The organism is Prosthecobacter sp., assembly GCF_044222345.1.
Lineage (GTDB): Bacteria > Verrucomicrobiota > Verrucomicrobiia > Verrucomicrobiales > Verrucomicrobiaceae > Prosthecobacter.
On the sequence record NZ_JBGANL010000082.1, the window covers coordinates 1 to 17,762 of the forward strand.

The 17,762-nt window shown below is 63.7% G+C and carries 12 protein-coding genes; 7 read left to right on the forward strand and 5 right to left on the reverse strand.

Annotated features, from left to right (window positions below):
- Positions 1-1,132, forward strand: a 1,132-nt coding sequence (locus tag ACILSL_RS24950; protein WP_395734793.1) for a prenyltransferase/squalene oxidase repeat-containing protein, incomplete at its 5' end; no start/stop codon positions are given.
- A 1,237-nt stretch (positions 1,133-2,369) separates the two neighbouring features.
- Here the strand turns inward: ACILSL_RS24950 and ACILSL_RS24955 are convergent.
- Positions 2,370-2,786 carry a ketosteroid isomerase-related protein gene (locus ACILSL_RS24955; RefSeq protein WP_395734794.1) on the reverse strand — a complete coding sequence of 139 codons (417 nt, stop codon included), beginning with the start codon at positions 2,784-2,786 and terminating at the stop codon, positions 2,370-2,372.
- Between the two features lie 123 nt (positions 2,787-2,909).
- Here ACILSL_RS24955 and ACILSL_RS24960 point away from each other — a divergent pair, with 123 nt between their 5' ends.
- Positions 2,910-3,863 carry a D-alanyl-D-alanine carboxypeptidase family protein gene (locus tag ACILSL_RS24960; RefSeq protein WP_395734795.1) on the forward strand — a complete coding sequence of 318 codons (954 nt, stop codon included), beginning with the start codon at positions 2,910-2,912 and terminating at the stop codon, positions 3,861-3,863.
- 61 nt (positions 3,864-3,924) lie between these two features.
- Entirely contained in the window at positions 3,925-5,004 is a 1,080-nt protein-coding gene (locus ACILSL_RS24965; protein WP_395734796.1) for a 6-phosphofructokinase, read from the forward strand.
- Between the two features lie 468 nt (positions 5,005-5,472).
- Here ACILSL_RS24965 and ACILSL_RS24970 read toward each other — a convergent pair whose 3' ends face one another.
- Positions 5,473-6,060 carry an REP-associated tyrosine transposase gene (locus ACILSL_RS24970; protein WP_395734797.1) on the reverse strand — a complete coding sequence of 196 codons (588 nt, stop codon included), beginning with the start codon at positions 6,058-6,060 and terminating at the stop codon, positions 5,473-5,475.
- A gap of 403 nt (positions 6,061-6,463) precedes the next feature.
- Positions 6,464-9,115: a PSD1 and planctomycete cytochrome C domain-containing protein gene (locus ACILSL_RS24975; protein ID WP_395734798.1), complete on the reverse strand. Its 2,652-nt coding sequence runs from the start codon at positions 9,113-9,115 to the stop codon at positions 6,464-6,466.
- A gap of 81 nt (positions 9,116-9,196) precedes the next feature.
- Between ACILSL_RS24975 and ACILSL_RS24980 the strand changes: the two genes are divergently transcribed.
- The gene (locus ACILSL_RS24980; RefSeq protein WP_395734799.1) at positions 9,197-9,802 is read left to right on the forward strand and encodes a hypothetical protein; all 606 of its coding nucleotides are present in this window, start codon (positions 9,197-9,199) and stop codon (positions 9,800-9,802) included.
- Between the two features lie 2,324 nt (positions 9,803-12,126).
- On the opposite strand, the gene ACILSL_RS24985 is transcribed toward ACILSL_RS24980, so the two are convergent.
- Positions 12,127-13,470 (reverse strand): aspartate aminotransferase family protein, encoded by a 1,344-nt coding sequence (locus tag ACILSL_RS24985; protein WP_395734800.1) that lies wholly within the window; start codon positions 13,468-13,470, stop codon positions 12,127-12,129.
- A gap of 451 nt (positions 13,471-13,921) precedes the next feature.
- Positions 13,922-14,341, reverse strand: a complete 420-nt coding sequence (locus ACILSL_RS24990) for a c-type cytochrome domain-containing protein (RefSeq protein ID WP_395734801.1) — start codon at positions 14,339-14,341, stop codon at positions 13,922-13,924.
- 100 nt (positions 14,342-14,441) lie between these two features.
- On the opposite strand from ACILSL_RS24990, the gene ACILSL_RS24995 reads away from it, so the two are divergent.
- The 3 genes from ACILSL_RS24995 (at position 14,442) to ACILSL_RS25005 (ending at position 17,711) form a co-directional block, all read left to right on the forward strand.
- On the forward strand, positions 14,442-15,128 hold the full coding sequence (locus ACILSL_RS24995; RefSeq protein ID WP_395734802.1) for an AAA family ATPase: 687 nt from the start codon (positions 14,442-14,444) through the stop codon (positions 15,126-15,128).
- 548 nt (positions 15,129-15,676) lie between these two features.
- On the forward strand, positions 15,677-16,150 hold the full coding sequence (locus ACILSL_RS25000; protein ID WP_395734803.1) for a transposase: 474 nt from the start codon (positions 15,677-15,679) through the stop codon (positions 16,148-16,150).
- A gap of 310 nt (positions 16,151-16,460) precedes the next feature.
- Positions 16,461-17,711 carry a competence/damage-inducible protein A gene (locus tag ACILSL_RS25005; protein WP_395734804.1) on the forward strand — a complete coding sequence of 417 codons (1,251 nt, stop codon included), beginning with the start codon at positions 16,461-16,463 and terminating at the stop codon, positions 17,709-17,711.
- Positions 17,712-17,762: the final 51 nt, after the last annotated feature.

The following is a 17,762-nucleotide window of genomic DNA, read 5'->3' on the forward strand; positions in this document are numbered from 1 at the left end:
AGCCGCAGGCGGTTTCGTGACCCTGCCGCCCTCCATGCGCAGCCGCTGCTCCACGCAGGAACGACTTGAAAAGCTACGTCAAAACGGCGGTTCCCCTGAGTGTGAGGCTGCTGTGAGCGCCTCCCTCGAATGGCTCAAGACCAAGCAAAACCCCGACGGCTCCTGGGGCAGAAGCAACCGCTGCGCCTTCACCGGTCTGGCCCTGCTGTGCTTCCTGGGCCGCTGCGAAACGCCGGAGTCCCCCTTCTACGGTGAAAACGTCATGAAGGGCATCATGTTCCTCATCGAAGCCGGCAAAAAGAACCCGCATGGCATCTTCTCAGAAACAGGCTGGAAGGGCGAAGCCGCCGGCGGCAAAGGCGGCGCAGGCACCTATGAGCACGGCATCGCCACCTACGCCCTGGGCGAAATGTACACGCTGGCTCGTCTGGGCAGCAAGAGCCTCCCCGGCATGCGCGAAGCCTTCGAAAAAGGCGTGAAAGTCATCATCGACAACCAGACCCCGGCAGGTGCCTGGGCCTACGGCGGCAAGGAGCAGATCGTTTACAACAAAGCCGCCGGCGCCGACCTTTCCGTGGTGGGCTGGCAGTTCCAGGCGCTCAAGGCCGCCAAGAACACCGGTCTGAAGATCGACGGCCTGCACAGCTGCATCGGCAAGATGACCGACTACTTGGAAAAAATGCAGACCAAGGACGGCGGCTTCGGCGGCCCGAATCGTGACGCGCACTACAATCAGTGGAGCCTCTCCGGCGTGGGCATCCTCGGCCTCCAGACCATGGCCAAGGGCAAGACCACCGCCATCAAGAAGGGCATCAAATTCCTGCGCGACTTCCTCACCGCCGAGCCTCTGGACTGGAACAAGAACTGCAACCTCTACTGCTGGTACTACTACACCCAGACCTTCTTCCAGCAGGGCGGCGACGACTGGAAATTCTACAACCAGCAGTTCCTCCCGCAGATCCTCGGCGCCCAGCAGGCGGATGGCTCCTTCAAAGCAGGCCGGCCCAACTGGCCCGCCGGTGATGCCGCAGACCCCATCTACCGCCAGTGCCTCTGCACGCTGCAGCTGGAAGTGTACTACCGCTACCTCAAGGTGGGCGACCGCGAAGAGTCTTCGTTCTTCGACAAGTAAGGCTCCTCTGTCCGGAGGCGAGGGATCATCCTGATCCCTTCCACCTCTGGCTCTCGCAGCTCATTCTCAAACCAACGGGGGGGATCAAGACGATCCCCCCTTTTTCGTACGCAGGCTCTGGAGAGGAGCAGGGCTGGCATTCTGTACTGGGAGCGCCGATATTTTATCGGCTCTGGGCATGGCTCCGCAGCACGGGCAGGCGGCGTGTAAACAGTGAGCTTTTTTCCGTGGCGATGGCGCAGGGACGCTCGCCGGAGCCGATGTGGACATCGGCGCTCCCAGTACAGAAATGGCACTCCGCGCCGAGGCGGCAGCTCTGTGCTGGGAGCGCCGATATTTTATCGGCTCTGGGCATGGCTCCGTCGCACGAGCAGGCGGCGTGTATAGCGGTTCGCAAAACTCATTTCCGTTTCGCAGGCTGTTTCTTGATCGATGATCATGGGCTTCCTTCTTCGCTCTCCTGCGTCGAGCTACGCAGGACACGTCGACGGCGGCTGGCTGAGAACAGCCAGTCCTACCAGCACTGGGCATGCGAGCGCCCAGCGCGAGGTAGGGCGGCTTGTCCTCAAGCCGCCGCCGAGCGTCTCGATGCTCCCAGTACAGAAATGGCACTCCGCGCAGGGCGCAGCTCTTTGCTGGGAGCGCCGATATTTTATCGGCTCTGGGCATGGCTCCGCCGCACGGGCAGGCGAGGTGTAACCCGTGAGCTTGTTTCCGTGGCGAGTGCGCAGGGACGCTCGCCAGAGCCGATGTGGACATCGGCGCTCCCAGCAATGAGGTGCGCGCCATTGAAAACGGGGCTGAGCAGGCTTGTGCACGGGCAGCTTGGCACTCCGGTCGTAGGTTGGGCGTGTTTGGCGTCGAGAGTGCGTCATCTCCCACCACCGCCTCCGCCAAACCGCCCGACTGCGAGGACGTTCGCAGGCTGTGACGTTTGCGGCCACGCTGATGGACGGGTCCATTCTTCGCACTGCGTGCTTCGAAGGATAGACTGGGCTGTCGCCACACCCATCCTACGGTCGCCTGTGCAGCGCTCCGATTGTGGGCCAGCGTTCTCATTCGCCCCGCTGTTCCCGCTTAACGCGAAGTGCGCTTCGGAGAGCTGCGATGAGGTGTCCGCAGGCTATGGACGATGTGGCAGCGCTGATCGACGGGCAGGAATCGTAGCGAAGCGAAGATGGCCAGCCGCAGGCTGCCCGAAGGGCGAACGCAGTGAAGCAATGCCCATCGTGCTTTTTTAAGCGCCCACCTGGCGCAGCCATTCTTCGAGGTTGTAGTAGTTCGTCACGCGGCGGACTTTACCGCCCTGCAGATCAAAGAAGGCGCCGACGCGCAGGCGGTAGCGCTGGCCGGCGGCGGGGGGCAGGCCCTCGTCGGTGGAGAGGTATTCGCCTTCGATGTAAAACTCCGCCGCACCGCGTGTGCCGTCTTCCGTGGCGAAGACCACGAGGTCACACACCTGCTCACGGTAGCAGCGGTCCATGCGCTGCAGAAACGTGCGGAAGGCCGCGCGCCCGGTTTCCACGCCGCCCTGGTTGATGTCGTGCACCACGTCCTCCGCCAGCAGGGCCAGGAAAGCCTCCCGGTCGCCGGAATTGAAGGTGGTGTAGTAGGTCTGGATGAGGGCGAGCGCCTGCTGCTGGAGTGTGGCCATGGGAGGGGCGGAGCATGAATTTCACCAGCGCCAGCGTCAAATTAGAAAATGATCGGGGGGAAATCCACGGTTGCGATCAGGCTTCAGACAGTTAAACATCCCACGTCTATGTTATCCCCCAGCATGGCGTGGTTAAGCTCCCGCGCATTGATCCTTGGCATCTGTTTCTCGTTCGTCACCGGTGGCGCCGCCCTGCAGGCGCAGTCAGCCGTGTTGGTCGTCGATGCCTTCAATAAAAAAGTCCATGTCGCGGCAGACGCGCAGACGAAGCGCGCCGTGGGCGGCCTGGCCAAGATCGCCACCGCCATGGTGACGCTTGACTGGGCGGAGGCCTCGAAGGTGGGCGTGGGCGTGCTGGCCACGGTGCCCGCGTACGCCTTCCAGATTTCCGATGCCGGCAGCATCGGCCTGCAGCCCGGAGACCAGGCCACGCTGCGTGACCTCATCTACGCCAGCATGATGACCAGCGACAACATCGCCGCCATCACCCTCGGCGACTTCGTGGGCAAGGACCACCTGGCGCGCCTGGGCCACGCGGGACATCCGATGGAGGAGTTCGTGAAGCAGATGAACCAGCTCGCGAAACGCGAGGGCGCACGCGCCACCCGCTTCACCAATCCCCACGGCCTGGAAAACTCCCGCCCCATGCCCTATTCCTGCGCGGCGGACATCGCGCGCCTGGCCATCTACGCCGTCTCACGGCCTGCCATGCGCTTTTACACCAATCAGACCAGCCGCAGCATCACCATCTACCGTGGCGGGCAGCCGCTCACCATGACGCTGAACAACACCAATCAGCTCCTCGGTGTGGACCGCATCGACGGCATCAAAACCGGCAACACCGCACGCTCCGGTGGCTGCGTGGTCATCTCCGCGGAGAAGTCCCCGACGGTGCAGGTGCAGGCGGACAATTCCAGCCTCATCTACCGCCACCGCATGGTCGTGGTGGTGCTCGGTTCCGCCAGCCCCTTTGAAGAAGCCCGCACGCTGCTGCACCAGGGCTGGGCTGCGTATGACCGCTGGCTGGCCGCCGGCCGCCCCATCACGGACAAGCGCCAGATGCTGGATCAATTCTGAATTTTCACGGAGTCCTTTCCGTCCCCTCAAAAGCAACCCTCCCCTTTCCCCTTTTCATCTCATGCGCATCGGTATTCTCAACAGCGGCGGCGACTGCCCCGGACTCAATGCAGTGATCCACGGCGTCGTCGGCGCCGCCAGCACCCTCGGCTGGGAAGTCGTGGGCTTCCGCGATGGCTTTGAAGGCCTGCTCCCTCCGGGCGACTACATGATGCTCAGCCCCGAAAAAACCATCGGCATCATGAAGCTCGGCGGCACCATCCTCGGCACCACCAACAAGGGCCACTTCGTCGCCAAAGTCGGCGAGGGCAATGTCTCCCAGGTGCCCGTGGAAATCGTCGAGAAAGCCAAGAACACGCTGCGCCATCTTGAGATCGGCGCGCTGATCGTCGTCGGCGGAGACGGCAGCCTCACCACCGGCCTGCAGTTGTACCAAATGGGCGTGCCGATCATCGGCGTGCCGAAGACCATCGACAACGACATCCAGGCGACCGCCACCTCCTTCGGCTTTGATTCCGCCATGGCCACCGTGGTGGATGCGCTGGACCGCCTGCACACCACCGCCGAAAGCCACAAGCGCGTGATCGTGCTGGAAGTCATGGGCCGGCACGCAGGCTGGATCGCCCTGTACGGCGGCATGGCCGGCGGCGCGGATGTGATCCTGCTGCCAGAAATTCCCTTCCACCTCGAGCACGTGGCCAAGGCCATCCGCAAACGCGACGCCGCAGGCCACCACAGCACGCTCGTGGTGGTCGCTGAAGGCGCACGCATGGAATCCGGCGAGCTGCTGACCAAGGAAAAAGTCGGCACCAAAGGCGAGGACCGCCTCGGTGGCATCGGCGATTACGTGGCCCGGCAGATCGAAAAAGACACCGGCAAGGAAACGCGCTCCTGCACGCTCGGCCATCTTCAGCGTGGTGGCGCCCCCACGGCGCTGGACCGCATCCTCGGCGTCCGCTTCGGAGCCAAGGCCGTGGATCTCATCGCCCAGGGCAGCTTTGGCCGCATGGTCAGCTACCAGCAGTATCAGGTGGGCGATGTGCCCATCGAGGAAGCCGTGCATCAGCTCCGCCTCGTCAGCAAAGACAGCGAAATCGTGCGCGCCTCCCGCGCCATCGGTATTTCGTTTGGGGACGTGTAGGCTGGGGCGGCAGGGTCTGAGTTCAATTCACGATTTTTGCGGCAGTGCCCGCCGGAGCCGATGTGGACATCGGCGCTCCCAGTACAGAAATGGCACTCCGCGCAGGGCGCAGCTCTGGGCTGGGAGCGCCGATATTTTATCGGCTCTGGGGAGAGCTCCGCAGCATGGGCAAGTGGCGTGTAACCCGTGAGCTGTTTTCCGTGGCGATAGCGCAGGGACGCACGCCGGAGCCGATGTGGACATCGGCGCTCCCAGTACAGACATGGCACTCCGCGCAGGGCGCAGCTCTGTGCTGGGAGCGCCGATATTTTATCGGCTCTGGGGAGAGCTCCGCGATGAGAACGAACGCCGCATCTCCCGCGCGCGCTTCATGCCATGTCGAGTGCGCAGGGACGTTCGCCGGAGCCGATGTGGACATCGGCGCTCCCAGTACAGAGGCGCAGCGTGGTGCAGCGTGCATGGTTTTTTTCACTCCTGCTTCCTGCTCGCACTGCCCCAGCGCCATTGCCTGGCTTCACTGCACAGGCCTGCCTTCACGGGGTTTTGTTCGATGTAGCGCGTCACATTCGCCAGATGCTCTGCATCCCGGATGTAGCGGTCATGGTATTCGCGCTGCCAGACCATGCCTGTGCGCCCCAGATGCGCATTGATTTCCTTCGCCGTAAAGATCTTCCATGACTGCACAATGCTTCCCAGAGGCCAGCCTTCCCGGGTTTCGATCAAGGCATGCACATGATTCGGCATGATGGACCAGGCGAGCAGCCGGTAGCGCACGGAGTCGAAATGCAGCAAGGCGTCTTCCACGCTCTGCGCGATCGCGGGCTCACGCAGCCAGCACGCGCCGTGCCCTGCATCAATCCAGGCCTCCATCCGCCGTTTCTTTTCCACTTCACGCGCGAGCTCGGTCTCATGCGCCAGCTCCAAAGCCCAGCGCTGAAGTTTCTCGGCCGGCAGGGCATCTGCGAGGCGAAAGGTGATGGCCTGGATCAAGCCCGGCTGATCAAAATGCGGCAAATAATCGCGGGAATACCAGTCGCGATGCGTTCCAGGAGGCATGTGCATGGGTGCCGCTGGAAGGTGCGTTTTCAACTGGGTTCTGTGCTGGGAGCGCCGATATTTGATCGGCTCTGGGCAGAGCGCAGCGATGAGAGCGAACGCCGCATCTCCTGTGCGCTTCTTGACGTGGCGATGGCGCTGGGACGCTCGCCGGAGCCGATGTGGACATCGGCGCTCCCAGTACAGACATGGCACTCCGCGCCGAGGCGGCAGCTCTGTGCTGGGAGCGCCGATATTTTATCGGCTCTGGGCAGAGCTCCGCGATGAGAACGAACGCCGCATCTCCTGTGGGCTTTTTGACGTGGCGATGGCGCTGGGACGCTCGACCGGAGCCGATGTGGACATCGGCGCTCCCAGCAACGAGGCGCTCCCAGTAATGAGGTATGCCCAGCCCCCGTAGAACCTAGTCCACGTACAGCAGCGCATTGGAGCTGAGCAGCGCGTGGCAGAGGGCGGTGAGGCCGAGGAAGGCGGGGTCTCCGGGGGTCTTGGAGGGGGCGCCGAGCTGAACCTCCAGCGGGGTGGGATTGGCCTTGTAGAATTCGGTCTGGGCCTGCACGAATTCGACGCTCTGCTGCACGTCGGATTCGGAAGGGGCTCTGCCGCTGACGAGCCTGAAGGCGTAGCGGATCTGGTCGGCGGTGTCTTGGCCGCCTTCGCTCTGCACGCGCTGGGCGAACTGCTGGGCATGCACACGCATGGTGGTGCTGTTCATGAGCAGGAGGCTCTGCGGGCTGACGGTGGTGACGGAGCGGATGTCGCAGCTGGGCTCCATGATGGGGGCGTCAAAGGTGGCGAACATTTCGAGCTGACGCGAGCGCCGGGCCTGCACGTAGATGCTGCGGCGGAACTCGGCGCCGTTGAGCGGGAGGATCTTGCCGGAGGGACGGCCTGCGGTGTCGGTGGTGTCGATGCCGATGACCACCTGCCCTTCTTCATTGAACATGACGGGCACGGGCGCGCCGCCGACTTCAGGATTGAGCTTGCCGCTGACGGCGAGGAGGCTGTCGCGCAGGATCTCGGCTTCGAGGCGGCGCACGCTCATGCGGCTGAGGTAGGCGTTGTCGGGGTCGATGCGATCGCGTGTGGCGTCCCGCGTGGAGGCCTGGCGGTAGGTGCGGGAGGTCATGATCTGGCGGTGGAGCTGCTTCAAGCTCCAGCCGCGTGCGACGAAATCGGTGGCCAGCCAGTCGAGCAGTTCGGGGTGCGTGGGCAGGCTGCCGAGGAGGCCGAAGTCTCCGGGGCTGGCGACGATGCCTCTGCCGAAGTGGTGCATCCACACGCGGTTCACCATGACGCGGGCGACGAGGGGGTGCTTGCCATCGGTGAGTTCCGTGGCGAGGGCGAGGCGGCGGCCGGTGGTGGGCAGCGCGGCGTTTTTCTCGGGGATCTCGATCTTGCGGAAGGCGGCGAGGACGGTGAGATCGCTGGGCTTCACCTTCTCCTTGGGCTGGTCAAACTGGCCGCGGTTGAAGATGTAGGTGGCGGGCACGGCCTCGGGCTTTTTGGGGAGCTCGGTGAAGGCGTGGAGGAATTCCTGCTTGGGCTTGGTGGCGCGCACGTCTGCGGCTTCTGCGGCCATCTTCTTCAAGGTATCCGCGTGCTTGGTCTTGTAGGTGGTGTCGTAGAGATAGAGCGAGCCGGAGCTGAGCTGGTTCACGCGGGGCCAGGCTTTGAGGAGCTTGGTCTGGTCTGCGGTACGCTTTTTGCCTTCGGTGCGGTAGGCGGTGCGCAGTGCGGCGCGGTCGGCCTCGGGGGCTTTGAGGAGCTCCTTTTCCAGCACTTCGGTGATGAACTCCTCGGCCTTGGCCGTGCGTGCGGCATCGAGCTTCTTGGCCTCGATTTCGATCTTGTCGGATTCGGCGATTTCTTTCTGAGTCAGCAGCGAGACGAGGCGGCTGCCGGGGCCGCGCCAGGCTTTGGTGTCAAAGCCGGGCTCAAACACGGCGCGCAGGCGGTAGTAGTCGGCCTGGGAGATGGGATCGTAGCGGTGATCATGGCACTGCGCGCAGCCGATGGTGAGGCCGTAGAGGGAGGTGCCCACCATCTTGAGGGTGTCGGCGATGTTCGCGTTTTGCGTGGCGGCGTCGTTCTTCTCTGCGGTGCCGTTCGGGGACATGCGGAGGAAGCCGGTGGCGGCGAGTTTTTCGATGGCGTCAGGGGCGAGATCCTTGTACGGCTGCGGCACCATTTCATCGCCGGCGAGCTGCTCGCGCACGAACTGATCGAAGGGCTTGTCCTTGTTGAAGGCATTGATGACGTAGTCGCGGTATTTCCAGGACCAGGGGCGTTCGACATCTCTTTCGCCGAAGCCTTCGCTGTCGGCGTAGCCGGCGGTGTCCAGCCAGTGGCGGCCCCAGCGTTCGCCATAGTGCGGTGAGGCGAGCAGGCGGTCCACCAGGCGCTCGACGCTGAGCTGCGGATTCTTGATGTAAGCGGCGACGAATTCGTCCACCTCGGCAGGCGTGGGTGGCAGGCCGATGAGGTCAAAGCTGGCGCGACGGATGAAGGTGACGGGGTCGGCTTCGGGCGAGAAGGAGAGGCCTTTCTCCGTGAGCTTGGCGGCGATGAAGGCGTCGATGTTGGTGGCGCCTTTTTTCTCCACCGGGGGCTTCACGGCGTGAATGGGCTGCAGCGACCACCAGGCGCGCTCTTCATCGGTGAAGGCGTGCTCAGGGCCGAGCTTCTCGGGCTCGGGGCGCGCGGTCCTGGCGCCCTGCGCCACCCAGGCTTCGAGGGTGGCGATGTCCTGGTCCTTGAGCTTGGTTTTGCCCTTGGGCATCTCGCCTTTTTTAACGAGTTCGATGAGGTGGCTCTCGGCCACTTTGCCGGGGACGATCACGGGGCCGTCCTTGCCGCCTTTGAGGATGAAGCGTGCGAGGCGCACATCCAGGCCGCCCTTCATTTCGCCCTCTTCGCCGTGGCACTGGAAGCAGTGGGTTTTGAGGATGGGGCGCACGTCTTTTTCAAACATCACGGGGGCTGCCGCCGCGGCCAAGGAGGGCGCGGCTGCCAGCAGCACGAGGGCGAGGTGTGTGGAGGGACGGCTGATCATGTGATGAAATTACGGGGTGGCGCGCTTCGCTCTTGCATCGCGGTCTCAAACCGGATGTCATGGGGCGAGCGAGCGTTTTTTATGCCAGCCGAGTCCATCATCGCCCGACCGAAGCCGACCTACTGGCTGAGCTATGTGCTGGTGATGCCGGTGGCTGGGTTCATGGCCACGGCGGTGATCGGCGGTGCCCTCTGCGGGCTGCTGGATTACAAGCCGACGCGCCCGGAGTTTTTCGCGGGCTGGGGTGTGGCGACGGTGCTAGTGACGCTGTTTGCGCTGAACATCGACCGGCGCAGGCCGCACTTTGAGCTGACGGACACGGCGCTGCGCATCGGGCGCGGGGCCTCGGCGACGGTGATTCCGCTGGAGGAGATTGAGTCCGCCGTGTTTGGGCTGCCGGGACACACGCCGTGGTGGTTTCGCGTGCTGCGGTTTGCGCCGCAGAGCCGTGGCGTGCATGGGTTCATTTCCATGACGCGGGCGAACACGCTGTTCATCCGCTTTGGCCAGGGGCGCTACGTGCCGCTGTGCCTGTACTACACCTGGATGCACAATGGCCGCGAGCTGATGGAAGCACTGCGGGAACGGCTGCGCGAGAAGATGGTGGGCGCGGAGAGCTACACGGCGGCGGAGGTGCAGGCGCTGGGGCTGCCGAGGTTTAGCCGGGTGGGTGTGGCGCGGGGGTGATGGGTGGGGGGCTGGCGGGCTTATTTGCCATCGGGTGCGGATGGGACGTTCGCCGGAGCCGATGTGGACATCGGCGCTCCCAGTAATGAGGTGCGCTCGGTGATGAGCTAGGGGCAACGAGGTGCGGCATTCTGTACTGGGAGCGCCGATATTTTATCGGCTCTGGGGAGAGTTCCGCCGCATAGGAAAGCGCCGTGTTTATCGAGCGTTCCTTTTCATGTCGAGTGCGCTGGGACGCCCGCCGGAGCCGATGTGGACATCGGCGCTCCCAGTAAAGAAGTGGCACTCCGCGCCGAGGCGGCAGCTCTGTGCTGGGAGCGCCGATATTTTATCAGTAGTGTTCGGCAGGGATCATGCCTTGGAGCGGGAGAAGAGGCTGGCCGTTGAGTTTTTGGGCATCGCCGTGCTGAGCCGTCGCTTCTCAGGCCAGCGGCGGAGAGGGCGGTTCTCCATGGGGCTGACTTTGCAGGCATGCGGCCCGGCGCGGCCTTCCGGCGCGGCGCCTGCTCCAGGCCTGCGGGTTGTTGAAGCAGTGTGCCGTAGCGCGGCACCCGCACATGCGCGGCACGGCGCATCTCCGCCACGCGGCCTCTGCGGTTCACTCATCACTGGCCTGATTCATCTGGTGGAAAGCGCGCATCTCCATGAGCCGCTTGCTCGGTTTGCGGCCCAGCCGCTGTGTCAAAAGCACCGCGCAGATCAGCGCGGTGTAGATCTGGATGGCCGCGATTTTTGCTCTCCGCCAGCCAGTGTAAACGCGGGGCAACGAGCATTTGAGCCAGCAGGCATCCACCTCCCAGCGCCTTGACCAGGCTGCGCCACCTGCGCGGCGCTGAGCGCGGGCGTCTGGTTGGTCACCAACCACACCGGCTCCTCCATCTGCGCGTGGTCCACGACGATGAGGCCGGAACGGACCGCGCTCGCAACGTGCAGTGCGCCCGAGCACGACGTCCTCATCCCGGCACACGGCGAAGCCTCCAAGGTCCTGGCGCTGAGCTCACGGCTGTGCTGCGTCTGCACGATGACCTGGTTCTGCTTGAGGCGCATGAGGTATCCGCAGCGCGCGTCGGCTCCTCCAAAAAGCCATGCTCTGGCCGTAGCAGCGGTCGCCGATGTAAAACTCCCCGGCCTTGAGCCTGCTGGCGCAGCGCCTTGCGCTCGCACAGCTTGCCCCCGGAGCAGATGCCTGCGACGGGCACGCCGTCGGCCAGGCGGTATTTGGTGGAAGCGCACGCCATGCTGTTGATGGCCGGAGCGGCCGCTGCGCCAGGCGGCCCAGTCGCCGTGGCAGGACATGCCACAGGAGTGCTGTCGACCACGCGCAGGCAGGCCAGGTCCACGCCGCCGATCTGCGAAGCGGCCCCAGCGGGCGAGTCTGCCACCAGGCCGGCTGAGCACCGCCTCGAGCAGCTGCGGCTCAAGAGGCTCTGGGCCTCCGAGAAGCTGCCCAGGCTCACCGGCGAAGTGCCCAGGGCCTGACGGGTGCGCCGCAGTCCGCTGGCCGCGCAGGCACATAGACAAAGGCACCGGGTTGAACATGCCCAGCAGGAAGAGCGAAAAGTAGTCGCGGCGGTGCAGCGTGCGCCGGGGATCGTGCTCGGTGCGATGGAAGCTAACTTCAGGACTGACCTCATCGAGCACCGCCTGGAACTTTTTGACCAGGCTCCACTGCCGCAGCGCGCTCTCTTCAATACGCGAGGGCTTGCTGCCACAAACGCGGTCGGGCTGCTGGGTCCAGGGGCGGAGGCTGGCGTTGACTCTGGCATGCGCAGTTCATGCCACCTGCACGGCAAAGGTACAGCTCTTTTACAGCCTGGAGTCATTTTTTATCCCGCCAGCACCTTCCCTGCCGAACACTACTGATATTTTATCGGCTCTGGGAAAGCTCCGCCGCATGGGCATGAGCTGTATTTATCGAGCGTTCCTTTTCATGTTGAGAGCGCTGGGACGTTCGGCTTTGCCGCAGAGGGGCAAAGAGGCAGAGGGAGCAGAGAATGAATTCAATCTCTGCCATCTCTGCTCCTTTGCTCCTCTGGGGCAGAAACGAATGGCCCTGCCATGTTCAAAAGGCACGGCATTCGACGTTCCAGCTACGAGGTGCGCTCGATGATGAGGCGCTCCCGGCAATAAGACCGTACTTGCCTGAGCGGTGCTGATCCTGCAGCGGGGCTGCAGGATCGAGGACAGCCGAGCGAAGCGAGACAGACAGCCGCAGGCTGCCCGCAGGGTGAGCGAAGCGAATCAACTTCGAGTAGGAGGACGAGCAGGATTTCGCGTGGGCGATTTCTTTTGATCTCTCGTCCCCCTGACTTTCTGAGGGGGCTCTACTTCCCGGCCACGGCATCATCCACGGCGCCGTCGAGGACGTCGCAGGCTTCAGTGAGGGCTTCTTCGGTGACGGTGAGGGGCGGGCAGATTTTGACGGTCTGGCCCCAGGCGCCGACGGGGGCGAAGAGGAGGAGGCCGCGCTGGTAGCAGAGCTCGATGATGCGATGGGCGAGATCGTGGTTCGGCTCTTTTTTGCCGGGCTGAATGATCTGCAATCCGGCGACGAGTCCGGCGCAGGTGACGTTGCCGACGACACTTGGGTGGCGCTTCTGGATGGCCTTGCAGCGCTCATGCAGGATGGGGCCGAGGCGGGCGGCGTTGCCGGTGAGGTCTTCAGCAAGGAGCTTCTTGATGTTGGCCACGGCGGCGGCGCAGCACACGGGATTGCCGGTGTGCGTGCTGGTCATGCTGCCGGGTGGGAACTGATCCATGATCTCCTCACGGCCGATGACGGCGCTGAGGGGCATGCCGCTGCTGATGCCTTTGCCGCAGCAGATGATGTCTGGCGTGACGCCGTAGTGCTCGAAGGCCCAGAACTTGCCGGTGCGGCCAAAGCCGGCCTGCACTTCGTCAAAGGTGAGGACGACGTTGTGCTCATCGCACCAGGCGCGGAGTTTCTGAATGTACTCGACGGGAGCGAAGTCGGGGCCGACGCCCTGATAGCTCTCGATGATGACGCCGGCGATGTTGGCTCCGGTGAGGCCTTTGTCGGCGATGGTTTTGAGGAAGGTGTCAAAGCTGACGTCTTCCGTCCAGTAACCGTCCGGGAAGGGCGCATTCAAAATGGCGGGGTCTTCGTTGACGATCCAGGCCTTCTGCCCGGCCATGCCGCCGGCCTGCTGGCTGGCGAGGGTGCGGCCGTCGACTTTGATGCCGTGGCTGCGGCTGAGCTTGATGGCGCACTCGGTGGCTTCGCTGCCGGTGCTGAGGAGGAAGACTTTCTTCAAGCTGTCCGGGGAGACGGAGGCGATGGCCTCGGCGGCTTCGGCGCGCTCTTCGCTGGGAAAGACGTAGTTGTGAATGAGGCCGCTCTGGATCTGGTCGATCATGGCCTTGCAGATTTCCGGGGCGGCGTGACCAGCGTTGGTCACGAGCACGCCGCTGCTCCAGTCGAGCCACTTGTTGCCGTACTTGTCGAAGATGTGGATGTCCAGGGCCTTGTCCCACACGATGGGGGGCATGCCGCGCATGGACTGGGGCTCAAAGTGACGCAGCTTTTCCAAAGTGGGCACGGAGTCCGGATGCGGCAGTGGCGTGCAGATGCGGCGGTGCTTGGTTTCGACGTGAGGGACGGTCTGTGGTGTGATGCTGAATTCTTTGCCCATGGGACGATACTGCACGCGACTTCATTTTGGTGCTACTCGCTTTGCAGCATGTCGCGGTATTTTTGTGCGCATACGAATTATCTGGTCGTCAATATAATTGTGCTGAGGAGACGACCTGTACGCACGAGAAGCGGGTGCGCTCAGTTCTATATTGTCAGACTTGATCGTCAGGCAGGCTGCTCTGGGGCTGACGTCAAAAGCAGCCTTGTTTCTGTGGAACAAGGAACGCTCCGCCTCGCCCCAGATGCTTGCAGCGGTTCGCAAAACTCCTTTTCGTTTAGCAGGGTGTGTTTTTGCTCGGAGATCATGAGCTTCGACGACGGCGGGCTGGGGACAGCCTGCCCTACCAGCGCCGGGCATGCGAGCGCCCAGCGCGAGGTAGGGCGGCTTGTCCTCAAGCCGCCGCCGAGCGTCTCCACGCTCGCTTTCCGGAAATCGGTTTCGCGAAACGCTTGCCCCTGTCGAATCAGGGATTCTCGGCGCTCTTCTGCGGGCGCAGTGTACCGGCTTCGCCTTCGGGCCAGTAGGCGCCGTCTTCGATCCACTCGCGCAGCATGCCGATCTGATCGTCCGTGAGGCTGACTTCCGTGCGGGGCATCATCTTGGGGTGCGTGCCGCCGCGCTGCACGGCGCTGATGAGCAGGCTGCAGTCGGGATCTTCGGGCAGGATGTAATCGCGCCCGCTGGCGCTGCGCTTGAAGGCGGTGGCTTTGCGGGTGAGATTGAGCGAGGGCGGCGGCAGGCTGCCATTGTGGCATTTGACGCAGTGCTGCTGCAGCACGGGCTTCACCTGCGTGAGGAAGTAGTGCTCACGCGCGCTCTTGCTGGCAGGGAGCTGCGTGCAGGCGATGGCGATGAAAAGGAGGGGAGTGAAGCGCAGGATCATGCTGCGAGACTTACGACGGCACGGAAAACAATCTACACCGTGTTTGCGTAATCTTGCGCCGGGGCTTGACGCCGGGCCGCTGCCGCGGCCAGAGTGACGCATGCCCCGCAAATCCAAACCGCAGACCAACGGCCACTTTCGCATCGTTTTGACCGGAGGCCCCGGCGGGGGCAAGACGACGGCGGGGGATTTCTTTCGCCGCGAGATGGGAGACCAGGTGGTGATGGTGCCGGAGGCGGCCACGATGATGTTCAGCGGCGGCTTCCCGCGTGTGAACATACCGGGCGCAGTCCATGCGGCGCAGCGGGCCATCTACCATGTGCAGATCCATCTGGAGCAGGCCGTGATGGCGCAGCACCCGGAGCTGGTGCTGCTGTGTGATCGCGGCACGGTGGATGGCGCGGCCTACTGGCCCAGCGGGCCGGAGGGCTTTTTTGAAGACGTCGGCAGCACGCTGGAGCGCGAGCTGGCACGCTACGATGCGGTGATCTTTTTTGAAAGCGCGGCGGTGGGCAACATGAGCATCGAGGGCGGGAACCCCATCCGCAACGAATCCATGGAGCAGGCGGTGAAGCTGGACGGCAAGCTGCGGGATCTGTGGAGCCAGCATCCGAAGTTCATGATGGTGCCGCACAATCCCTCCTTCTTCAAAAAGATCAGCCTCGGCCTGGCCATGCTGGACGGCATCGTGAGCGAGCTGCGCAGCGAGGAGCAGAGGAAGATGCAGAGGAAGATGCAGAGGAAGAAGATGAGGATGATGAAGACGAAGACGAGGAAGAAGAAGTAGGGGCGGCGAGGTGGGGGCGGTGCTGAAGGGCTGGTAGGGACGCGCTGTGTCGCGTCCGTGGATTTCTTTGTCCCAGCGCGTGCTGCGGACTGAAAGCTCGCCCCCTTTCACAACACCTCCGACAGGTGCTGTCGAGAGGTCTGTGGACGGCGAACCTTTTTTCATCGCCTGCGCATGGCATAGACCCGAAATCACGGACCCGGCGCAGCGGGTCCCTACCATCCGCCGCGGTGCTCAAGGGCTGGTAGGGACGCGCTGTGTCGCGTCCGTAGTTTCCTTCGTCCCAGCGTGTGTTGCGGACTGAAAGCTCGCCCCCTTTCACAACGCCTCCGACTTGTGCTGTCGAGAGGTCTGTGGACGGCGAACCTTTTTTCATCGCCTGCGCATGGCATAGCCCCGAAATCACGGACCCGGCGCAGCGGGTCCCTACCATCCGCTGTGTCGCGTCCGTGGATTCCTTCGGCGCAGCGCATGCTGCGGATTCATGCGCTCCATCCTTTTGCAAATTTCCCCTTGTCACAGCATGCTCTGTTTCGCACTTTCAGCCCATGCAGGAAGACCTTGCTGGCCGAAAAACACCCGCCCAAGGGGTGCTGCCCACCCACGATGGAGCAACCCTTCTCTGGTGTACGGTTTGTGCCGATCAGCGTGGTGGCTGGTGTGCCCAGGAAAAGGTGAAGACGTTGCTGCAGGAACTCTGGTCTGCCCCGACGAATGCATGGCTCGTCGGCGATTTTCTTCTCATGCCGGATCATCTGCATTTTTTCGCCACACCGAAGGAGGGACGTGGCCCCTGGGTGGATGTGGAACGCTGGACATCTTTCTGGAAAGATCGTTTTTCGAAATGCTGCGGCAATCCGGCCTGGCGCTGGCAACGGGGGCTGTTTCACCATCGCCTCCGCAGCGAACGCGACTACGTGGACAAGGGGCTCTACATGCGGCACAATCCCGTGCGAGCCGGATTGGTAGATGCTCCTGACGCATGGCCTTGGACTGGCCGCATCGAAACGATCCGCTGGTAAAGATAAGCCACGCCTGCGGTGCTGGAGGGCTGGTAGGGACGCGCTGTGCCGCGTCCGTAGATTCCTTCGTCCGAGGGTGGCATGCGGACTGAAAGCTCTCCCCCTTTCACAAGGCTTCGGACTTGTGCTGTCGAGAGGTCTGTGGACGGCGGACCTTTTTCATCGCCTGCGCATGACATAGACCCGAAATCACGGACCCGGCGCAGCGGGTCCCTACCTTCCCCTGCGGCGCTTCATTCACGATGATGACCCTGCCCTCCCACGAAAGAACCGTTGATCACACCGCCTCGCCGCGCGTAATGACAGGCGCATGAACGTCGAACTCGTCAACACCGGCACCGAACTCCTCCTGGGAGACACCATCAACACGAATGCGGCCTGGATCGGCCAGCGGCTGGCGGCGCTGGGCATTCAGGTATCCCGGCAGACGATTGTCCCGGACGGCACGGTGATCCGCTCGGCCATCGCGGAGGCGGCGCAGCGCGCGGATGTGGTGCTGGTCTCCGGCGGGCTGGGGCCGACGAATGATGATGTGACGCGGGAATCCACCGCCCAGCTGCTGGGTCTCGGCATGGAGCTGAACGCGGAGATCATGCAGCACCTGAGCGATTACTTTGCCAAGCGCGGCAAGCCCGTGAGCCTGGCCACGCAGCGCCAGGCCATGGTGCCGCACGGCGCGGTGGTGATGCCGAACCACTTTGGCACCGCCCCGGGCCTGTACTTCCCCGCCGAGCTCAGCGCGGCGCAGGGCTGGAATGCGCACATCTTTCTGCTGCCGGGGCCGCCGCGCGAAATGAAGCCCATGGTGGAAAGCCAGGTGGAGCCGCGCCTGCGCACCTGGCTGCCGGATGGCCTCTCCCGCCGCGTGCTGTATCTCAAGGTCACGGGCGTGGGCGAGTCGGACATCGTGGAGGCGGTGGAAAAGCAGCTGGAAGCCATCGCGGGGCTGGACCTGGGCTACTGCATCCGCAATGGCGATGTGGACGTGCGCCTCGCGGGGGCGCAGGAGGTCGTGGACGAGGCCGCCGACGTGGTGCGCGCGGCCTTGGGCGACTGCATTGTTTCGGAGGACCGCCGCATCATTGAGGAAGTCATCGTGCAGATGCTCACGGAGCGCGGCGAATGGCTGGCCACCGCCGAGTCCTGCACGGGCGGCACCATTGCCAATCGCATCACCGATGTCAGCGGTGCCTCGCGCATGTTTGGCCACGGCTGGGTGACGTATGCGAATGAAGCGAAGCACCAGCACCTGGGCGTGCCGATGGAGCTGATCGAAACCCACGGCGCGGTGAGCGAGGAAGTCGCGCGTGCGATGGCGGAAGGCGCGCTGAAACACAGCGGTGCGGATTACGCGCTGTCTGTGACGGGCATCGCCGGCCCGAGCGGTGGCACGCCGGAAAAACCGGTGGGCACCGTGTGGATCGGCCTCGCCGCGAAGAAAGGCGAGACCTGGGCGCAGAAGAAGTTTTCACCGGGATCGCGGGACCGCTTCAAGCTGCTGACCTCGCAGGCCGCGCTGGACATGCTGCGGCGGCGGGTGCTGGGGATCGGGGTGAGGTGAGTGGGAGTGATGCGGGCACTCCTGCCTGCAGGGACGTTCACATTGCGGGCA